This window comes from Methylobacterium sp. WL103 (genome assembly GCF_008039885.1).
GTDB lineage: Bacteria > Pseudomonadota > Alphaproteobacteria > Rhizobiales > Beijerinckiaceae > Methylobacterium > Methylobacterium cerastii.
In genome coordinates, this window is record NZ_VRUX01000056.1 from 1 (window position 1) to 14,509 (window position 14,509).

Consider the following 14,509-nt stretch of genomic DNA (forward strand, 5'->3'; position numbering starts at 1 on the left):
TCGGGCTAGAAAAGCATCTCGTCACCGCAAAACATCCAGATCGGCGCACGGTCATCCCCTCGGTCAGCCGGCCTTCAGGAAGACGACGCGACCGAAATACAACGCCGAGCCTCCACCGAGCGCTTACGTCGGGCCGGCTGCCGCGACAGGCCAACATCGCTTGGCCCTTTCGGCCCGCCCAGGCGTTGCCCTGCGCTACAATCAGAAAGACAGTCCATGCCAGATCAGCAGCCCGCCAAAGCGACCACCGGTCCTCTCACCGTCGAGGGGGCAATCGATGCACCGGTCATCTACTTCGACGAGGCGCCGGTCTTTGGCCTGAACCCGACCGGTGTCCCAAGCATCCTGCTGTGCACCCTGGTGCAGGACATCGACGAGAACGGACAGCCGTTGCTCCACAAGAAGGTGGTGGCGCAGTTGCGGGGCTCGCTTCTAGCCTTCCAGGGTTTGCTGCGGGACCTTCAGCAGATCGAAGCGCTGCTGACACGGCCTGACACGCCGGCAAATTAGCAGGTGAGGTCAGTCAGGGGGGCTTGATGAGGTGGACGGCCCCCCGCCCATTTCAGCTGCGAGGCTTGCCGTCATGGCTGGTAGAAGACCTCGATCGCTTTCCCGAGGGTCGGATTGCAGCGCAACTGAATGACCGACCCCGCATTCATAGCACGGTTCCGGCCCGAGGCTGTTAGGATGTTACCGCCCGCATAGAGGGTTCCGCCATTCGCGCTCCCTTCGATCGTGATGAGCCGGCTGCCCCAGCAGCCCGAGATGTTGCCACTATTGATGACGCCGTTGATGCGCACCTCGTCGCTATGGGCCGGGATGGCTAGAGGATCAGTCGGTGGCACGCTCGGAAATGTTAGTCTATGCGCGCCGAAGGTCGGGATGCCTGATGTCAGGTAAGGGGCGACAACGCGCAGGTCCGCGACTTTGTCCGTCGTAACACCGGCTGTCAGTGCGACGGGCGGGACGGTCAGATTGACCTCGACGTTGAACAAACCGGACAGGAACGAGGCGGTGCTGTTGAGGCCGATCACCGAGGTGCCCGTTGGGGCATTCCGGATGGTGGCGTTGCCGATATGCAGGTTCCCGCCGCTCATCTCCAGCGGGTAGCCGTATTGGCCCTCGAAATGGGCGATCGCAATGGAGTTGCGGTTGCCGTTCGCAGCCGCGCTTTCGAGGCCGATCTCCGAGCCCCACACTTCAAGAAGCCCGATATTCACGTTGGTGACGTTGGCCCCGAACCGCAGGCCGCGGGTGCCGGGCAGGCCCATGATACCGGTATCGAGCCATAGCCGGCCAATATCGAGGGCGGCGGTACTCTGAAAGTCGGCTCCGATGTCGAAGTTGATCAGGAGCGCTCCGTCGATCTGAAGCCCGTCGTTCTGGCCCTGTACGAGAAGACCGGTGCCGACGCTCCGCAGGGCCGCCCCGTTCTTGTCTGAGCGGCCGTAGGGCCAGCCATGCAGGTCGCGCACCCGGATGACGTCGCTCGACTGCCTGAAGGTGATCGCTGCTTTTCCGGGTGCGCCAGGGTTCACGTCGAAGGCAAAGCGCGACACGGTTGCCCGAGATGCGCCGACCGAGACAAGAGCGCGGGCCTGCCCCACGCAGAGCACATCCTCGATGACGTATCCATCGGCCCCACGGGCGCCGGCAGTCCCGAGGGAGCCGGACGCAGGAGCGGCGGTGATGCAGTCCCCCCTGTAGGCCGAACCGTCCGCAGCTGGCAGAGACATTGGCACGCCCCTATCCGCGCGCAGCACGATGGTCCGTCTCAAACCCGAAGCACCGTTGAGGGTGATCGTGCCGGTATGTTCAAGGCGGATGCCGCCGACGAGGCCCAGTGTCACCCCCTGGTTGGTGCCGCCCGGATTGGCAGGCACGCCCCCAGCCCCTTCGACTGTGACTCCTGGGGGGACCTTCAGCGAAGTGACGGAGCACCAGCGCCCGGCGGGCAGGCGAATAACAGCGCCGGCGGGGCGACCTTCGAGATACGCCTGAATTTTGGCCGTCTCGTCTGTGCCGTCGCAAAGCGCCGCGTCGAGCAGAGACGAGGCATCGTCGAGCCGAGAAGCAGGGGGGCGCTCAGAGAGGCCGCCAGTGAACAGGGCCTCCCGGCGCAACACCGATCCTGCAGAGCGCGGTTCTTCCCTTGAAAACGCCTCGGGGGCAGCCTGAAAGACGCCATCCCACTGTAGACCGAGCGATGCTCCTGCCGGGATAGGGCGATGCTCTTTCCACATGAGACCCACCGAGCCGGGGGGCTGTTCGGCTTCGGCAGGCATGGAGGCGATGATGATCGCCACCGTAGCGGCGATGAGGAGGCGTGTACGCATGAGATCGTCCGGGGTGAAGGCGTTTGGTGTGCAGAGTGACGCCGCCTTGCGTCGTCGCAAGGGTATTGGTCGACAACGGGGCTTTCGCAAACGCGCACGTCCCTTCACTCACGGATCGTTGGCCGTCCCTGACCAGCTTGCCGCCTCCGCCCTGAAGCCGGCCATGATCCTTCACGCCATTGCTGCGACGCTGAAGCAGCGCGCCAAGACCGATTTCAAAGGCCGCAACTTCGTGGCGTCGTGCAGGCCGTCTCCTGGTACCTGCGCTACCCCACCCGCTCCAGAACACGTTGGACCTGGGTCGCCGACCACGTGCCGCCACGGGCTGTCGGTATGCCCCGTGCGCTCAGGCCAGCCGCGATCTGACGCAGGACCGCTACGCTGCTGACGATCATCGACGGCGTTCCCGTCTGTGCTCTATCGAAAGATGCCTCAATCCCTGATGCCACGGCTCGACGATGCGCGCAGCGATTTCGTACGTTGCGGCTTAGCTGCGGACTGACATCCCACACATATGGAGTTTGTCGCTTTTGCTACTGCGGCTTCAAATTTCGAGTCGCGAATGCCTTGCTCCTCGGCAGCTTGCGAAGCCCTCTTCTCGCGATCTTGGCTCGATGTGTCAGGTCTCTCGATGCTCTGATTTGTCTCAGCCTTCGGTAGCACTTTACCTGCTGCGTGCGCGGTGGATACAGCGGCTAGTACAAGCCACACTGTCGCAATGACGCTGCGCATCAATCGCCCTCCCAGCGAGAATTATCTTTGCGACTATGCGCTGTCCGTACGGCTTAGATAAGTCCAGTAGAAGCCTGGCAGTCAGCTTTTTCACTTCACTTGGTGCTGGCCGACCTGCCATGCCGAGATTGCCCAGGGTTAGGTGAACAAGAGCCGGTTCATAGGCTAACTGCCTCCTACCCCTCCCAACCCCTCGGCTGTGCATCCTCGCGTAGCATCGCCATGGATGACTCGTACTTCGCCAGAAGCCGGGCCCGAGTCGCCGCGGCCAGCTTTGCCATGCGGTCCGCGTCGGCGTCGTCCTCGTTGTCGGAGAGCTTCACGAGGATGGCCGGCAGCGAGGCAATCCTCCAGAAATCGGAGGATGGCGGGGCTGATACCCTCAATGCCGAGATCCCTGGCATTGCCTCCAGACTCACAGGAGCCCCAAGAACGGGCGCCGACTCTCGGCCGCGCTTTATCAGACCTAAATGGAGCGCTGCCGCCGCTGGGCGGCCTCTGGACGGCTTCGCCAACGTCGCCCGCACGCGCTTGCGGATGCAGGCCCGCCGCTCGGCCTGAAGGCCTGACGCCACCCGCCTTTCCCAACGCCGCCTGTACTCCGCCTGGGCCATAGGATCACGGTCGCTTGCGCCGACCGCGGCTGGGCTCCTCATCGCGGCGATCGTCATCCTCGCCCTCTCGGGCCTCGAAGCCTCTGAAGGTCCTCGCCGATGAACGCCTTCCTCGCCGTGGTCCTTGTGTGTTCCTCCTCGGTCTCGGGGCCGGAGTGCGGCCGCGACAACATCCTCTACGTGGCGATCCAACCGCCGCGACTTATCCGGGAGCCTTGCGCTCCGGAGCGCGATCCAGCCGGACCAGCCTGCCGTGCGCGAGGTGCGCCTCAGGATGTCCGCCGGGCTTCGCGATCAGCCCCACGTGGTGATGAGCTCGTGGCGCGGCGTGTCGGGCCGGCGTTACGTCGTCATTGTGCATGACCTCGCCGACGCCGGCACGATCGAGACGCCTAGCGCGGTAGTCCTCGGCGTCCGCCGCCGAACGGCGCGACCGAGCTTCACATCCACCGGCTCGCCGACACAACGGCCGAGCGCGACGCCATGGTGCGCGACCTGGTCGACGACGATGTCTGAGCCGCGCCACTGCCTCGATCTGTGGCAGCTGCTCGACGTTTACCGCTGCGTCGGCGAGATCATGGTCGAAGCCGCCCTGCAGATGCCGTTCGCGATGGCGGACGTCTGGGCACAGGCAAGGCGGCGCTGATGTTCCGCGGCTAGCTCCGACGACGCATTCTGGCTCTCACGCGGGCGCTCGCAAACGAAGGCCAATCGGCCTGATTTGCATGGACGGCTATGATGAGGATCAACTTAAATCTGAATAAAAATAAGATGAAAAATCTTATCTTGGCCTTCTAGGGCCGCGCGGCGATGGTCTAAAATTGTTTGCCAATTAAATACAATTGTTACACGTATCGCTACTCACTGACTAAAGCGATGTCGAAGAAATATTGTAATCCCACCCAGCATTACGCTGGGCGGGAACGTAACATCTAAATTTCAAGCGACACCATAATCGAGCAGAATGCCATTCTGAAGCTGGTGATCTGTCTGGTTGTGATTTTCCGGACTTTCGGAGAAACCAACGAGCACTGACGCACGATCCATCGTGTGGTTAGCTAGATTGTTCGTCCAGTATGCAAAGCCAGTTGCATCTGGTGCGCGGTGCAGTGTGTTGCTGTACAGGGCGTTGACGAACTGCTGGTCCGTAAGGTTCGAACCATACTTCTGATTAAACTCCGGAGAGGTCAGAAAACTTTGCGCGTCATCGTGTAGACTTTGGCCCTGGTCAAGATGAGTCACATGATATTTTAAGCCAACAGCATCGGGCGCCCGATCGAGAGCTGCCTGATAGAGCCGATATGCTTGTCCAGCATCGCCATTGAAATCGAGCGCTAGGACCTTGTTATCGGTGAAGTAGATCCTCTCAACATTAGCCGTGTAGCTGATTTCACCAGTAGATGTGTTTTGCAGGGCTAGGACACCATTTTGGGCAGCAGCATTGAATTGCGTGATCGCACCATTGGTGACGAAGGTATCGATACCGGTGCCACCATCAACGACGTCATTGCCGCCCCTGCCAAAGATGACGTCATTCCCACCGAGAGCGGAAAAGGTATCATTGCCGGCGGTTCCCTGGAGCGTCTCAGACGCCGACGTGCCCGTGATAGTAAGGCCAGGCGTGCCAGCATTTGTTGGAATGCTGCCCGTCCCGCCGGTGCCGGTTCCCGTCCCGCCTAGCAAACTTCCCGTCAGGTCAATAATGGTTTGGCCGATCCCTGAGATGCCACCCGGAATAAGGCCAGTGGTCCCAGTCGCCGTGCCACCTCCGAAGAGGCCACCCAAGAGTCCGCCGTCGTGAGAGGTGGACCCGGTACCAAGGTCTAGGCCGAGATTGATCGTTGATGAAGAAGCAGTCGTACCGGTTGTGCTCGCCCCCCCCGCGCCGACATTCAAATTTAGCAATGGATCCAGGTTGAGGTTCAATAATCCTCCAGCTGAATTTGATGGAGAAGAGCCGCCGCCAAGGAGGCCAAGATTGATGGAGAGTGCCATGTTCCCTCACTTTACTCAATTGCAGCCTCACGATGTGCTATCACCGCAGGAAACACAACCCAGGATTGAATATTAGGTTGCATAAGTGGGAGGGACGGTAAATCTATTGAAAAGCTATAAAAACGATTTTTTGTAAATAATTTATCTAATTTTAAATCATGAAACTGGCGCTTGTCTCGATCGCTTATCGAATTAGAAGCGTCGTTCTTATTTTGATAGTATAGTTTTTAAATACTTAAGTATTATATACCGAGTTAAGTAGGAAGGGCGCGCTGACTCGGTACTGCCCTTGCTGGCCTGCCCCCATTCGGTGACCCAGGTTCGAAGTTAGTGCATCGTCGGTCGCGTGACGATGGCGGAGTGGGCGACCGGCGCTGAACCGCTGGGTTCAGGTGGCCAGATGACAACCTGTGGCGCAGGCGGCTGGTAGCCGAGTGACGAGTGCGGCCGGATGGTGTTGTAGTCCTTCCGCCATTGTTCGATCACGACGCTGGCTTCCTTGAGGGTGTAGAACACCTCGCCGTTGAGGAGTTCATCGCGCAGCTTCGCATTGAAGCTTTCGCAATAGCCGTTCTCCCACGGACTGCCCGGCTCGATGTACGCAGTTGCTGATCCAACCGCTGCGATCCAGGCCTGAACTGCTTTGGCAATGAACTCCGGTCCATTGTCCGAGCGGATATGTTCTGGCACACCGCGTAAGCTGAACAGGTCCGAGAGCACGTCGATCACGTCGAGCGCTTTCAGCTTGCGAGCGACCCGGATGGCCAGGCACTCGCGGGTGAACTCGTCGATGACGTTCAGCATCCGGTACTTGCGCCCGTTGTGCGTGCGGTGCTCGACGAAGTCGTACGACCAGACGTGGTTGGGGCGCTCTGGCCGCAGTCGCACGCACGAGCCGTCGTTGAGCCAAAGGCGCGCTCGCTTGGGCTGGCGGGCCGGAACCTTGAGCCCTTCTCGTCGCCAGATCCGTTCGACGCGCTTCACGTTCACCGTCCAGCCATCACGCCGGAGCATCGCCGTGATCCGACGGTAGCCGTAGCGCCCGTACTGGAGCGCCAACGCGATGATCGCAGCCGTCAGGGCGGCTTCGTCCTCGATCAAGACGGCGCATTTGCGCTGTGTCGAACGATGCTGGCCCAGAACACGGCAGGCGAAGCGTTCCGACACGCCATGCTCGGCAACGACGTAGTCGGCACAAGCCCGGCGGCGAGCCGGGCTCAGAAGTTTCCCGAGGCGGCCTCCTTCAGGATCAGCTTCTCCAGGGTCAGGTCGGAGATCGCTCGACGAAGACGCTGGTTCTCAGTCTCCAAGGACTTCAGCCGCTTGACCTGATCGCCCTTCAGACCGCCGTACTCGGAACGCCAGCGATAATACGTGACTTCGGTCACCTCAATGGACCGGATTGCTTCGGCAACTTTGCGACCTTGTGAGACCAGAACATCCACTTGGCGTAGCTTGGCGACGATCTCTTCAGCCGTATGCTTCTTCCGTCCCATGAAAACATCCTCCACATGGCTCGAAGCCATACCTCAGGGAGGACCACTTTTCAGGAGGCAGGCCAGTTTGAGTGCCATCCGCATCATTGATCGTATCGATATCTACTATCGATCCAATCTGTTTGATGCATGTTGCAGTGCGATGCATGTTCCCTCCCGAAGCGGGGCGAAGCCCCTGGAAAAACCCTGAGGGATCACGACTATGTCCATGCGTGCGTTTGCTCTTAGCGCTTTCGCCTTCACCACCTTCGCTGGTGCAGCAATAGCAGATGAGCGGACCAATCTCACCCCGCCGCTCTACCGTGAGCAGGCTCGTGCAACGGCGAACGTCCGGGCTGTCTCTGATCTGACCACCACGCCGTCCCTCACCAAGGCGAGTTCCGTTGTCTCACGGGCTGAGGTCGAGACGACGGGATCGGTGCGGTAAGAGCGAGCGCACCGCCAGCCGCGGTGCTAGCGGATCGGAGGACGCGTCGTCGGCATCAGCGCGCCCCGACCATGTTGAGCAGTGCCACGCCGGCAGACGCAACGACGTTGCCCGAGCCGCCCCAGGGGAGGGCCGCGAACGGGATCACGACACGCTCGGCCGTCACGACCGGCAACAGGATCTCCGGCGCCTCTGCCTCGCGGTCCTCGTCGTTCCCGCGCAGCCATACGACCTGACTATGGCTCCGTTGGCCTGGGTCGCATTCGTCAAGAGCCGGCCCACGCACTTCCGGGCGCTGCCGAATTGCAGAAGCTCCCGCAATCATGATCGACCGCCATCGCACTGCCCCTCCATGGGGCTGAGCACACCGCGACCGTTCAAGCCCTTCGTACATGGAAGAGGCGTCCCCCGGCGCTCCTCCTCATTACGGAAGGATGTGTTGCACTAAATGACACCAATCTGCTTGACTTCCATGTTGCATCGGATGATACATGTATCACCGAGCGCAACACGGGCGGAGCAATGAACCAGTTCCGGGACAAGGTGACGGAATCGGTTCACAGGGGCATTTGCCCGAAGCGGTTCCCCGCCGACCTGTTCAAGGCTGCCCGGCGCAGGATCGCAGCCGTCGTTGCCGCGAAGGCCCTGGACGACCTGAAAGCACCACCGTCCAACAAGCTCCACCCGTTGAAGGGGGATCGTGCCGGGCAACATGCCATCGCCGTCAATGACCAGTTCCGCATCTGCTTCGTGTGGACCGAGGCAGGCGCGAGGCAGATCGAGTTCACCGATTATCACTGAGGGCGCACGCGCCCTTCCCCTGAAACCGCTGGTTGGGACCGGGCGGCATGACCAACACCATCGAGAGCATCGCAGACGTGCGGCAGGCCTTTGAGGCCGCAACGGAGTTAGAGACGCTTCCGCCGCTCCACCCCGGTGAGATCCTGCGTGAGGAGTTCATGGTCCCGCTCGGCCTCAGTGCGGGCGCGGTTGCCAAGGCGCTCGGCCTCCCCCGCTCCCGCATCGAGCGCGTCGTGCGGGAGGAGATCGGGATCAGCACCGACACCGCGCTTCGGCTGGCTCGGTACTTCCGGACCTCGCACGAGTTCTGGGCCAACCTTCAAGCTCGGTTTGAGAGCGAGACCCTGCTTGCCGAGATCGGCGCCGAACTGGCCGGCATTGAGCCGGTGCCCCAGGAGGCACAGGCAGCATGATGGGCTTGTCGCAAACGTGAATGCGCCCTCGTTCACGGATCGTTAGCCATCCCTGACCAGCTTGCCGCCTCCGCCCTGGAGCCGGCCCATGATCCTGTCTGCCATCGCTGCCAAGCTGAAGCAGCGCGCCAAGGCCGACTTCAAAGGCCGGCACTACGAGGCGGCGCTCATCGTGCAGGCCGTCGCCTGGTATCTGCGCTACCCGCTCAGTTATCGCGACATCGAGGAGCTGTTCCTGGAGCGTGGCCTGGAGGTTGATCACAGCACCCTGAACCGCTGGGTGCTGGCCTACGCGCCGATGATCGAGAAGCGGCTGCGGACCTTCCGCAAGGCGCATTGCGGGTCGGTCCGCATCGACGAAACGTACATCAAGGTGCGCGGTGAGTGGCGCTACCTCTACCGGGCCGTCGACAAGCACGGCAGTCCGGTCGACTTCCTGCTGACCGCAAACCGGGATCTCGACGCCGCCAAGCGGTTCTTCCGCAAGATGCTGCAGGATCAACCGCTGTTGGCCCCGGACCGGATCGGTACGGATGGGGCCGGCACCTATCCGCCGGCCATCGCCGAGAGCCGAAAAGAGGGACTGCTGCCCGGCAAACCCACCCACTACGTCACCAAGCACCTGCAGCAAGGGATCGAGGGCGATCACTTCCGGGTGAAGCGGTCGATGCCGCGGGTGGGTGGTTTCCGCTCGTTCAACACGGCGCGCCGCACGATCCAAGGCTTCGAGGCCATGCTCTGGCTGCGCAAGGGCTTCGGCTTCGTCGGCGCATGGACGGTGCGCGAACAGAACCAGCTACTCGCGTTCTGCTTCGGGCTTCCCCAGGCGAACAAAGCGTGAAAGCGGGACGGCAGAGGTCGTTCCGCGTCTCAGATCCGATTTTGCAACACGCCCAGCGCAACGAGCTTGGGCACATTCGGCCGGAGCTGATCGGCCACCCGTCGCCATTGCTGACGTGCCGCATCAGCGTCGTCCTGGGCAAACGCGGTGACGATGAAGGCCAAGACGACGCGGCGGCCCGAGCGACCCGGATGAGCGAGGACGTTGCGCATGAAGTGCACGCGACAGCGTTGCCAGATGGCATTCATTACCTAGGCCAACGAGGCCTTGATGCCCTCGTACGCGTCCGAGATCACGAGTTTGACTCTGCGCAGACCGCGCCGGGCGAGCTTGCGCAGGAAGTCCGTCCAGAACGTCTCGGCCTCAGACGGGCCCCCGTCCATGCCGAGCACTTCACCACAGCCGCCACTGTTGACACCGACCGCCACGATCACCGCCACCGAGACGATCCGGCCATCCTGGCGCACCTTCACGTACGTGGCGTCGATCTAGAGATAGGGCCACTCACCCTCGATGGGGCGGTCGAGGAATGCACCGACGCGTTCGTCGATCTCCTGGCAGAGCCGAATGACTTGGCTCTTCGACACGCCAGTGCCACCCGTGGCTTGGACGAGGTTATCGACCGATCCTTCGACAAGCTCAGGATGAGGGGGTCGAGATCCCCTGGATGTAGGCCTTCTGATCACACGCACTCCGCCAAGAGGCACTGAACTGCAGGGGCACGCTGAAGTACCTCGTGCTCGAAGCGCTGGCGGCCAAGGGCCACCACGTGGGCCTGTCAGCCGTACCCGAGGATGGGAGGCGCATCCGATGATCGAGGCTGCCGTATTCAGTTTGTCGAGCCCAGCGTTAGTCGCTGCGATCCGACCCGAACCTGCGATAATCCATTTTTCTGCAGATCGAAGACACTGAACGCGTCGAACGGGATAAGATTGTGGGATACCGGATTCAACCGAAACGCCCCAGGAAGCTGCAAAGCATGACGGCGTCATCACACGTGACAATCTTAATGCGTGACAACGCTGTCGCGTTCTCTACTGCCTCACGGGGAGCTATCCACCGGCACAGTGGTTCGAAAAGGAGGCAGGGGACGGGCGGAGAAGAACCGTTTCATCGACGAGATCGCATCTGTGACGAACCACCCCAACAACGTAATTTATATTATACTGACTTTGCTATATTTTCGAGTAACGCAAGTACCTGCCGCAAACGATTAGTAGCAAGACGGCCAATGTTTTCTGGCCCGAACTGAGTGTTAATAAATGTACGGCCCGCCGCGGCGCGCATCCGCCGTAATTCTGGGTTACGGTAGATATTCCTCAATATATCAGCAGCATCCACAACGTTAGGCTCAGCCCATGACTGGTGGTCCGTAAAGACATACTCACCGTCTATGAGAGGTCTTAGCTTAAAAGAAACAGGAAATCCTGTCTCTTCAGTCAAGAAATCTGTGTTACCTGAAAAGTTTGTTCCTACTACGGGTTTTCCAAGCGCCATTGCTTCCGCCATACCGAGACCAAAGCCTTCGGCTCGGTGGAGTGAAACATAGCAATCGGACTGTTTGATTAGAGAAAGAATTTCAGCCCGTGTTAAAGTAGAGTCAATCACGCGGATGCGTGAGTCTCGCGCCGCAGCCGCCGCGACTAAGGCTCGCGTCCGAGGGCTGTGTTCGGGTGCACCGGTTGATTTAATGATAAGACCAACGTCTTCATTGCCCGGGAATGCTTTAGCAAAAGCTTCCAACACTCCAATAGGATTTTTGCGTGAAGGCCAAGAATTATAGTCAAAGCTGAAAAGAAAATAAAACCGCGACTTATCTAAACCGAAAAAGTTGCGATCTTGGTGCTCGTGAATTTCAACGTTGATGCATGGCGGTACGATCGTAATCGGGCCATCATAAATTTTGCGGAAGGCTTCTGCAACAAACCGAGTGGGCGCCCAAATTTCATGTATGCGATCGAGCAGACGTCCCCAATCACGAGGTGTTTCTGAAAGCTCCCAATAGGTTCTAAATATATTGTAACTCCCCTCTAATCGGTGCTCAAAATTTTTATAGAAAGCTGGTAGCTGGTCGGCAGCGGCTTCGAAGACGTTGACGCGGTATCTGCTCTCAAGATCATAGCGCTCAGGCATGAAATGCCCGGAGAAGCGGTCTTCTACAAGCACGTTGTAGGGATAGATTGCAAATGGAAAGGGCTCCCGCGCGACGGATGATATCAAATTGCGAAGTGACTCACCAAGTCCGAGGCTAGCTTCAACATAGCCGATAAAGAGAACGCCGGTCTTTGCAGGAGTTCTATCAAGAGGGATTGGTGATTTAAAACCTTTTAAGACGCGCTCCCCGCGCAACAGCGCCCGTCGCACTTGTGGATTTGCAGCAATATACTGGCGTGTATCAAAATATTTCGAAGGCTTTCGATGGCTTTCTTTCCACCCAATTCTAATAAAATGCTCAAGAGGGTCTTGCCCGTCGAGGAATACGTCCGGATTGTTTCTGATATAGTATTCTTTGTCAAAAGAGCTAAAATATTTTGAGATTTGAATCCCCTTGCGTTTACGACCTAACGCAAGATATCGATCCAAAATACCTGGTTTTGATGTTTGATTAATAGTCTCTAGATGTGAAGCAAAGCCAATAATTTCATTACGCGTGGCGTCATGTCCCGTGTCTGTATTTACTGGAACGACTTCACGCTGATATTGTGAACCTTTAAGCGCCGCACGCATCGTAAAGGCAGTGTGCCGCCACGTGAATCCAGCCGTAATGTGTTTGCGACAAACCTGTGAATGCCCGGAATATGATTCCGCATCCATCGCACAAGCCTCGTTAAGTCGTTCCAGGATCTCGGCCGCGTCGGGTTCCCACCAATAGCCGACATCTCCAAAGCCCTTGTCCCTGTAATCTGCTAGGACAGGTTGTCCTGAAAAGAGGAGCGCACCCTCGCACGCCAAATCAGTGCTGCCACCATAGCGGCCAAAAATTGGTATTGTTCCGCAGGCCATTGCTTCCGCGGTTGAGAAGCCAAATCCCTCCGATCGAGCAGTCGACACGTAGTAGTCAACACCACGATAAATTTGGGCGATCTCTGCATCAGAAAGAGAGTCCACCATTTCCCAGACGCTTACGTTGGCATCCGTGATGCGCGCCATGCGAAGGTTGCCCACCTGTGTGGCTTCCGCGCGAAGTCCGAAGACGTCAAGGACGTCTTGTCCCATGATGATGAGTTGCACGTTAGGGCGTTGCATGCGCAGCGCGGTCCAGGCCGCACGTATAACGTCGAGCCCCTTACGGTGCTGATTGCGGGCAAACCACAGGAATGTCGTTTCATTGAACGGGCGGTCGCGCAGACCCCAAGGGGTGAAAACGTCTGTCTCAACTCCGGGCGGCACCCACGTCACGTCCGGTACGCCCTCAGCCTCAAAGACCGCCTTTATCCACCGTGACGCTGTCATGACCTTCTTGTAGCGCCGCGCCGCTTCGGCCCAGCCAAGGGGGAGTCGGGTCGTCTCCCAAGCAGTATAGAGGTAGTTAAAAGGCTCTGTACCGGGATGAGCAAATATTAGTTCTGGCTTAGTCGAGTCAAGAAGACCGTTCAAACGCAATGTATGGTGTAGATGACGATTCATGACCTCCCAGGAAGTCGAACCAGTCGTACCGTGATCTGCATGATTGACTCCATAGCCGAGGTGTTTCTTCGCAAACAAGAATTTATTATTGTGGAGGTACTTCTTTCTCCGAGGGGCGAGATCACCTGAGAAAGTCGAGCTTGTGAAGTGCTCGATTTGTGCTTCAGGTATATAAGCGCTTGCGTAACCAGCCTCACGCAGTCGGAAACAAAAGTCTGCATCTTCGTAGTAAAAGCCGAAGTCATCGTCTAAAAAACCTACCTCATCTGCAGCTCTAATGCGAATAAGAGCGAAAGTAAGCTCACAAAAATCTGCTTCGAGCCGTTTAATACGTCGGTCAGGAGCCGTATGGTCATGAGAAAAGCTTACATCAGTGAGATTCCATTTAACTCGGTAGGTCATCGTTCGCTCGCCTGCAACTTCATCCACGACCATCTGCGCCGGGGCGACGATGGCGAGATTGTCATCGCGCAGCATCTCTCGAAGAAGCTGGCGGCAGACGTCCGTAATAAGTCTAATGTCGTTATTTGCCGCAACGAGATATCGGCAATCTCGTTCCTTCGCGAGACTCATTCCAATATTGCAAGCTTGCGTGTAAGTTCGAGGTGTGCCTAGTTGGATAATTTCCACGCCAAACTCACTGCAAACTACATCGGTATCGTCCGTACTCCCTTGATCTAAGACGACTATCCGATGCAGTACATTACGCATTGAGCTAAACATTCTGAAAAGTAATTTTCCCCCATTAATCGAAGGAATAACTATTAACATCTCATTGATGGCATTTTCAATATGACTGTTCGGTAAGTTCATAAGTCACTCATGATTCTATGGGAATTTGCGCGCCAAAAATTGTAAATGCAATCATCAGCGTTTCTGAGCGATTTTGAAGCGATTTCAGTCAGATGACAATTGCGGCAGGAGGAGGTGGTCGTCTATGTTTTGGAGGGTAAAAGATCAAGTTTTACTGCTACTTGAAAAATTTAATATCACGTAATCCCTTCAGATGTTTAGTCGTGGCATATGGTGTGACGGTTCGAGTTTGAAGCGTTCGGGCTCTGTCGTCCAGGTTTGGCAGATAAATTCGTATGGCGTAAGAGTCTGTCCGGGATCATTGTGCGGTTTGGCAGAGCTTACGGATCATGAGGCGGACGGAGGCCCAGTGGAGGAAAGCGAGGGCCTTTCGGCTTTGGCATTCCCAGTCCTTGGCGAGGCGGCGGCAGCGGT

General features: G+C 58.3%; 12 protein-coding genes and 2 pseudogenes. 6 read left to right on the plus strand and 8 right to left on the minus strand.

The genetic code is table 11. The features are described from left to right. Positions 1-216 precede the first annotated feature (216 nt). The gene (locus FV222_RS06150; RefSeq protein ID WP_147753256.1) at positions 217-510 is read left to right on the plus strand and encodes a hypothetical protein; all 294 of its coding nucleotides are present in this window, start codon (positions 217-219) and stop codon (positions 508-510) included. Positions 511-581: 71 nt separating this feature from the next. On the opposite strand, the gene FV222_RS06155 is transcribed toward FV222_RS06150, so the two are convergent. The 3 genes from FV222_RS06155 to FV222_RS06165 form a co-directional block, all read right to left on the minus strand. Continuing rightward, complete coding sequence (locus tag FV222_RS06155) at positions 582-2,336, minus strand: hypothetical protein (RefSeq protein ID WP_147753255.1); 1,755 nt, start codon at positions 2,334-2,336, stop codon at positions 582-584. 266 nt (positions 2,337-2,602) lie between these two features. Next, positions 2,603-2,731, minus strand: coding sequence for a recombinase family protein (locus FV222_RS31835; protein WP_147753254.1), 129 nt, complete (start codon positions 2,729-2,731; stop codon positions 2,603-2,605). Positions 2,732-3,244: 513 nt separating this feature from the next. Continuing rightward, entirely contained in the window at positions 3,245-3,739 is a 495-nt protein-coding gene (locus FV222_RS06165) for a hypothetical protein (RefSeq protein WP_147813463.1), read from the minus strand. Between the two features lie 196 nt (positions 3,740-3,935). On the opposite strand from FV222_RS06165, the gene FV222_RS06170 reads away from it, so the two are divergent. Then, on the plus strand, positions 3,936-4,328 hold the full coding sequence (locus tag FV222_RS06170) for a hypothetical protein (RefSeq protein ID WP_348644187.1): 393 nt from the start codon (positions 3,936-3,938) through the stop codon (positions 4,326-4,328). A 293-nt stretch (positions 4,329-4,621) separates the two neighbouring features. Here FV222_RS06170 and FV222_RS06175 read toward each other — a convergent pair whose 3' ends face one another. Then, the gene (locus FV222_RS06175) at positions 4,622-5,677 is read right to left on the minus strand and encodes a DUF4214 domain-containing protein (RefSeq protein WP_147753252.1); all 1,056 of its coding nucleotides are present in this window, start codon (positions 5,675-5,677) and stop codon (positions 4,622-4,624) included. Positions 5,678-6,004: 327 nt separating this feature from the next. Continuing rightward, a protein-coding gene (locus FV222_RS06180) for an IS3 family transposase (protein ID WP_147813465.1) occupies positions 6,005-7,173 on the minus strand; the annotation gives its coding sequence in 2 pieces (ribosomal slippage) (positions 6,005-6,909 and positions 6,909-7,173; 1,170 coding nt in all). 202 nt (positions 7,174-7,375) lie between these two features. On the opposite strand from FV222_RS06180, the gene FV222_RS31005 reads away from it, so the two are divergent. From FV222_RS31005 to FV222_RS06200, 4 genes are all read left to right on the plus strand, one after another. After that, on the plus strand, positions 7,376-7,600 hold the full coding sequence (locus FV222_RS31005) for a hypothetical protein (protein ID WP_147813467.1): 225 nt from the start codon (positions 7,376-7,378) through the stop codon (positions 7,598-7,600). A gap of 522 nt (positions 7,601-8,122) precedes the next feature. Then, positions 8,123-8,401: a type II toxin-antitoxin system RelE/ParE family toxin gene (locus tag FV222_RS06190; protein ID WP_147813469.1), complete on the plus strand. Its 279-nt coding sequence runs from the start codon at positions 8,123-8,125 to the stop codon at positions 8,399-8,401. A 47-nt stretch (positions 8,402-8,448) separates the two neighbouring features. Beyond that, positions 8,449-8,814, plus strand: a complete 366-nt coding sequence (locus tag FV222_RS06195) for a HigA family addiction module antitoxin (protein WP_147754691.1) — start codon at positions 8,449-8,451, stop codon at positions 8,812-8,814. Positions 8,815-8,902: 88 nt separating this feature from the next. Beyond that, positions 8,903-9,655, plus strand: coding sequence for an IS6 family transposase (locus tag FV222_RS06200; RefSeq protein ID WP_147754692.1), 753 nt, complete (start codon positions 8,903-8,905; stop codon positions 9,653-9,655). Positions 9,656-9,708: 53 nt separating this feature from the next. On the opposite strand, the pseudogene FV222_RS06205 reads toward FV222_RS06200, so the two are convergent. From FV222_RS06205 to FV222_RS06215, 3 genes and pseudogenes are all read right to left on the minus strand, one after another. Then, positions 9,709-10,348, minus strand: a pseudogene (locus FV222_RS06205) (transposase); the annotation flags it as partial. A 468-nt stretch (positions 10,349-10,816) separates the two neighbouring features. Then, positions 10,817-14,095: a glycosyltransferase gene (locus FV222_RS06210; protein WP_147813471.1), complete on the minus strand. Its 3,279-nt coding sequence runs from the start codon at positions 14,093-14,095 to the stop codon at positions 10,817-10,819. Positions 14,096-14,393: 298 nt separating this feature from the next. Next, positions 14,394-14,509, minus strand: a pseudogene (locus FV222_RS06215) (IS5/IS1182 family transposase); the annotation flags it as partial.

What these genes read in the sequence shown, in the direction of transcription:
- FV222_RS06165 (WP_147813463.1), bottom strand. Translation starts at nt 3,739, where the DNA reads ATGACGATCGCCGCGATGAGGAGCCCAGCCGCGGTCGGCGCAAGCGAC.
- FV222_RS06210 (WP_147813471.1), bottom strand. Translation starts at nt 14,095, where the DNA reads ATGAACTTACCGAACAGTCATATTGAAAATGCCATCAATGAGATGTTA.
- FV222_RS06155 (WP_147753255.1), bottom strand. Translation starts at nt 2,336, where the DNA reads ATGCGTACACGCCTCCTCATCGCCGCTACGGTGGCGATCATCATCGCC.
- FV222_RS06190 (WP_147813469.1), top strand. Translation starts at nt 8,123, where the DNA reads ATGAACCAGTTCCGGGACAAGGTGACGGAATCGGTTCACAGGGGCATT.
- FV222_RS06200 (WP_147754692.1), top strand. Translation starts at nt 8,903, where the DNA reads ATGATCCTGTCTGCCATCGCTGCCAAGCTGAAGCAGCGCGCCAAGGCC.
- FV222_RS06195 (WP_147754691.1), top strand. Translation starts at nt 8,449, where the DNA reads ATGACCAACACCATCGAGAGCATCGCAGACGTGCGGCAGGCCTTTGAG.
- FV222_RS06175 (WP_147753252.1), bottom strand. Translation starts at nt 5,677, where the DNA reads ATGGCACTCTCCATCAATCTTGGCCTCCTTGGCGGCGGCTCTTCTCCA.
- FV222_RS31005 (WP_147813467.1), top strand. Translation starts at nt 7,376, where the DNA reads ATGTCCATGCGTGCGTTTGCTCTTAGCGCTTTCGCCTTCACCACCTTC.
- FV222_RS06150 (WP_147753256.1), top strand. Translation starts at nt 217, where the DNA reads ATGCCAGATCAGCAGCCCGCCAAAGCGACCACCGGTCCTCTCACCGTC.
- FV222_RS31835 (WP_147753254.1), bottom strand. Translation starts at nt 2,731, where the DNA reads ATGATCGTCAGCAGCGTAGCGGTCCTGCGTCAGATCGCGGCTGGCCTG.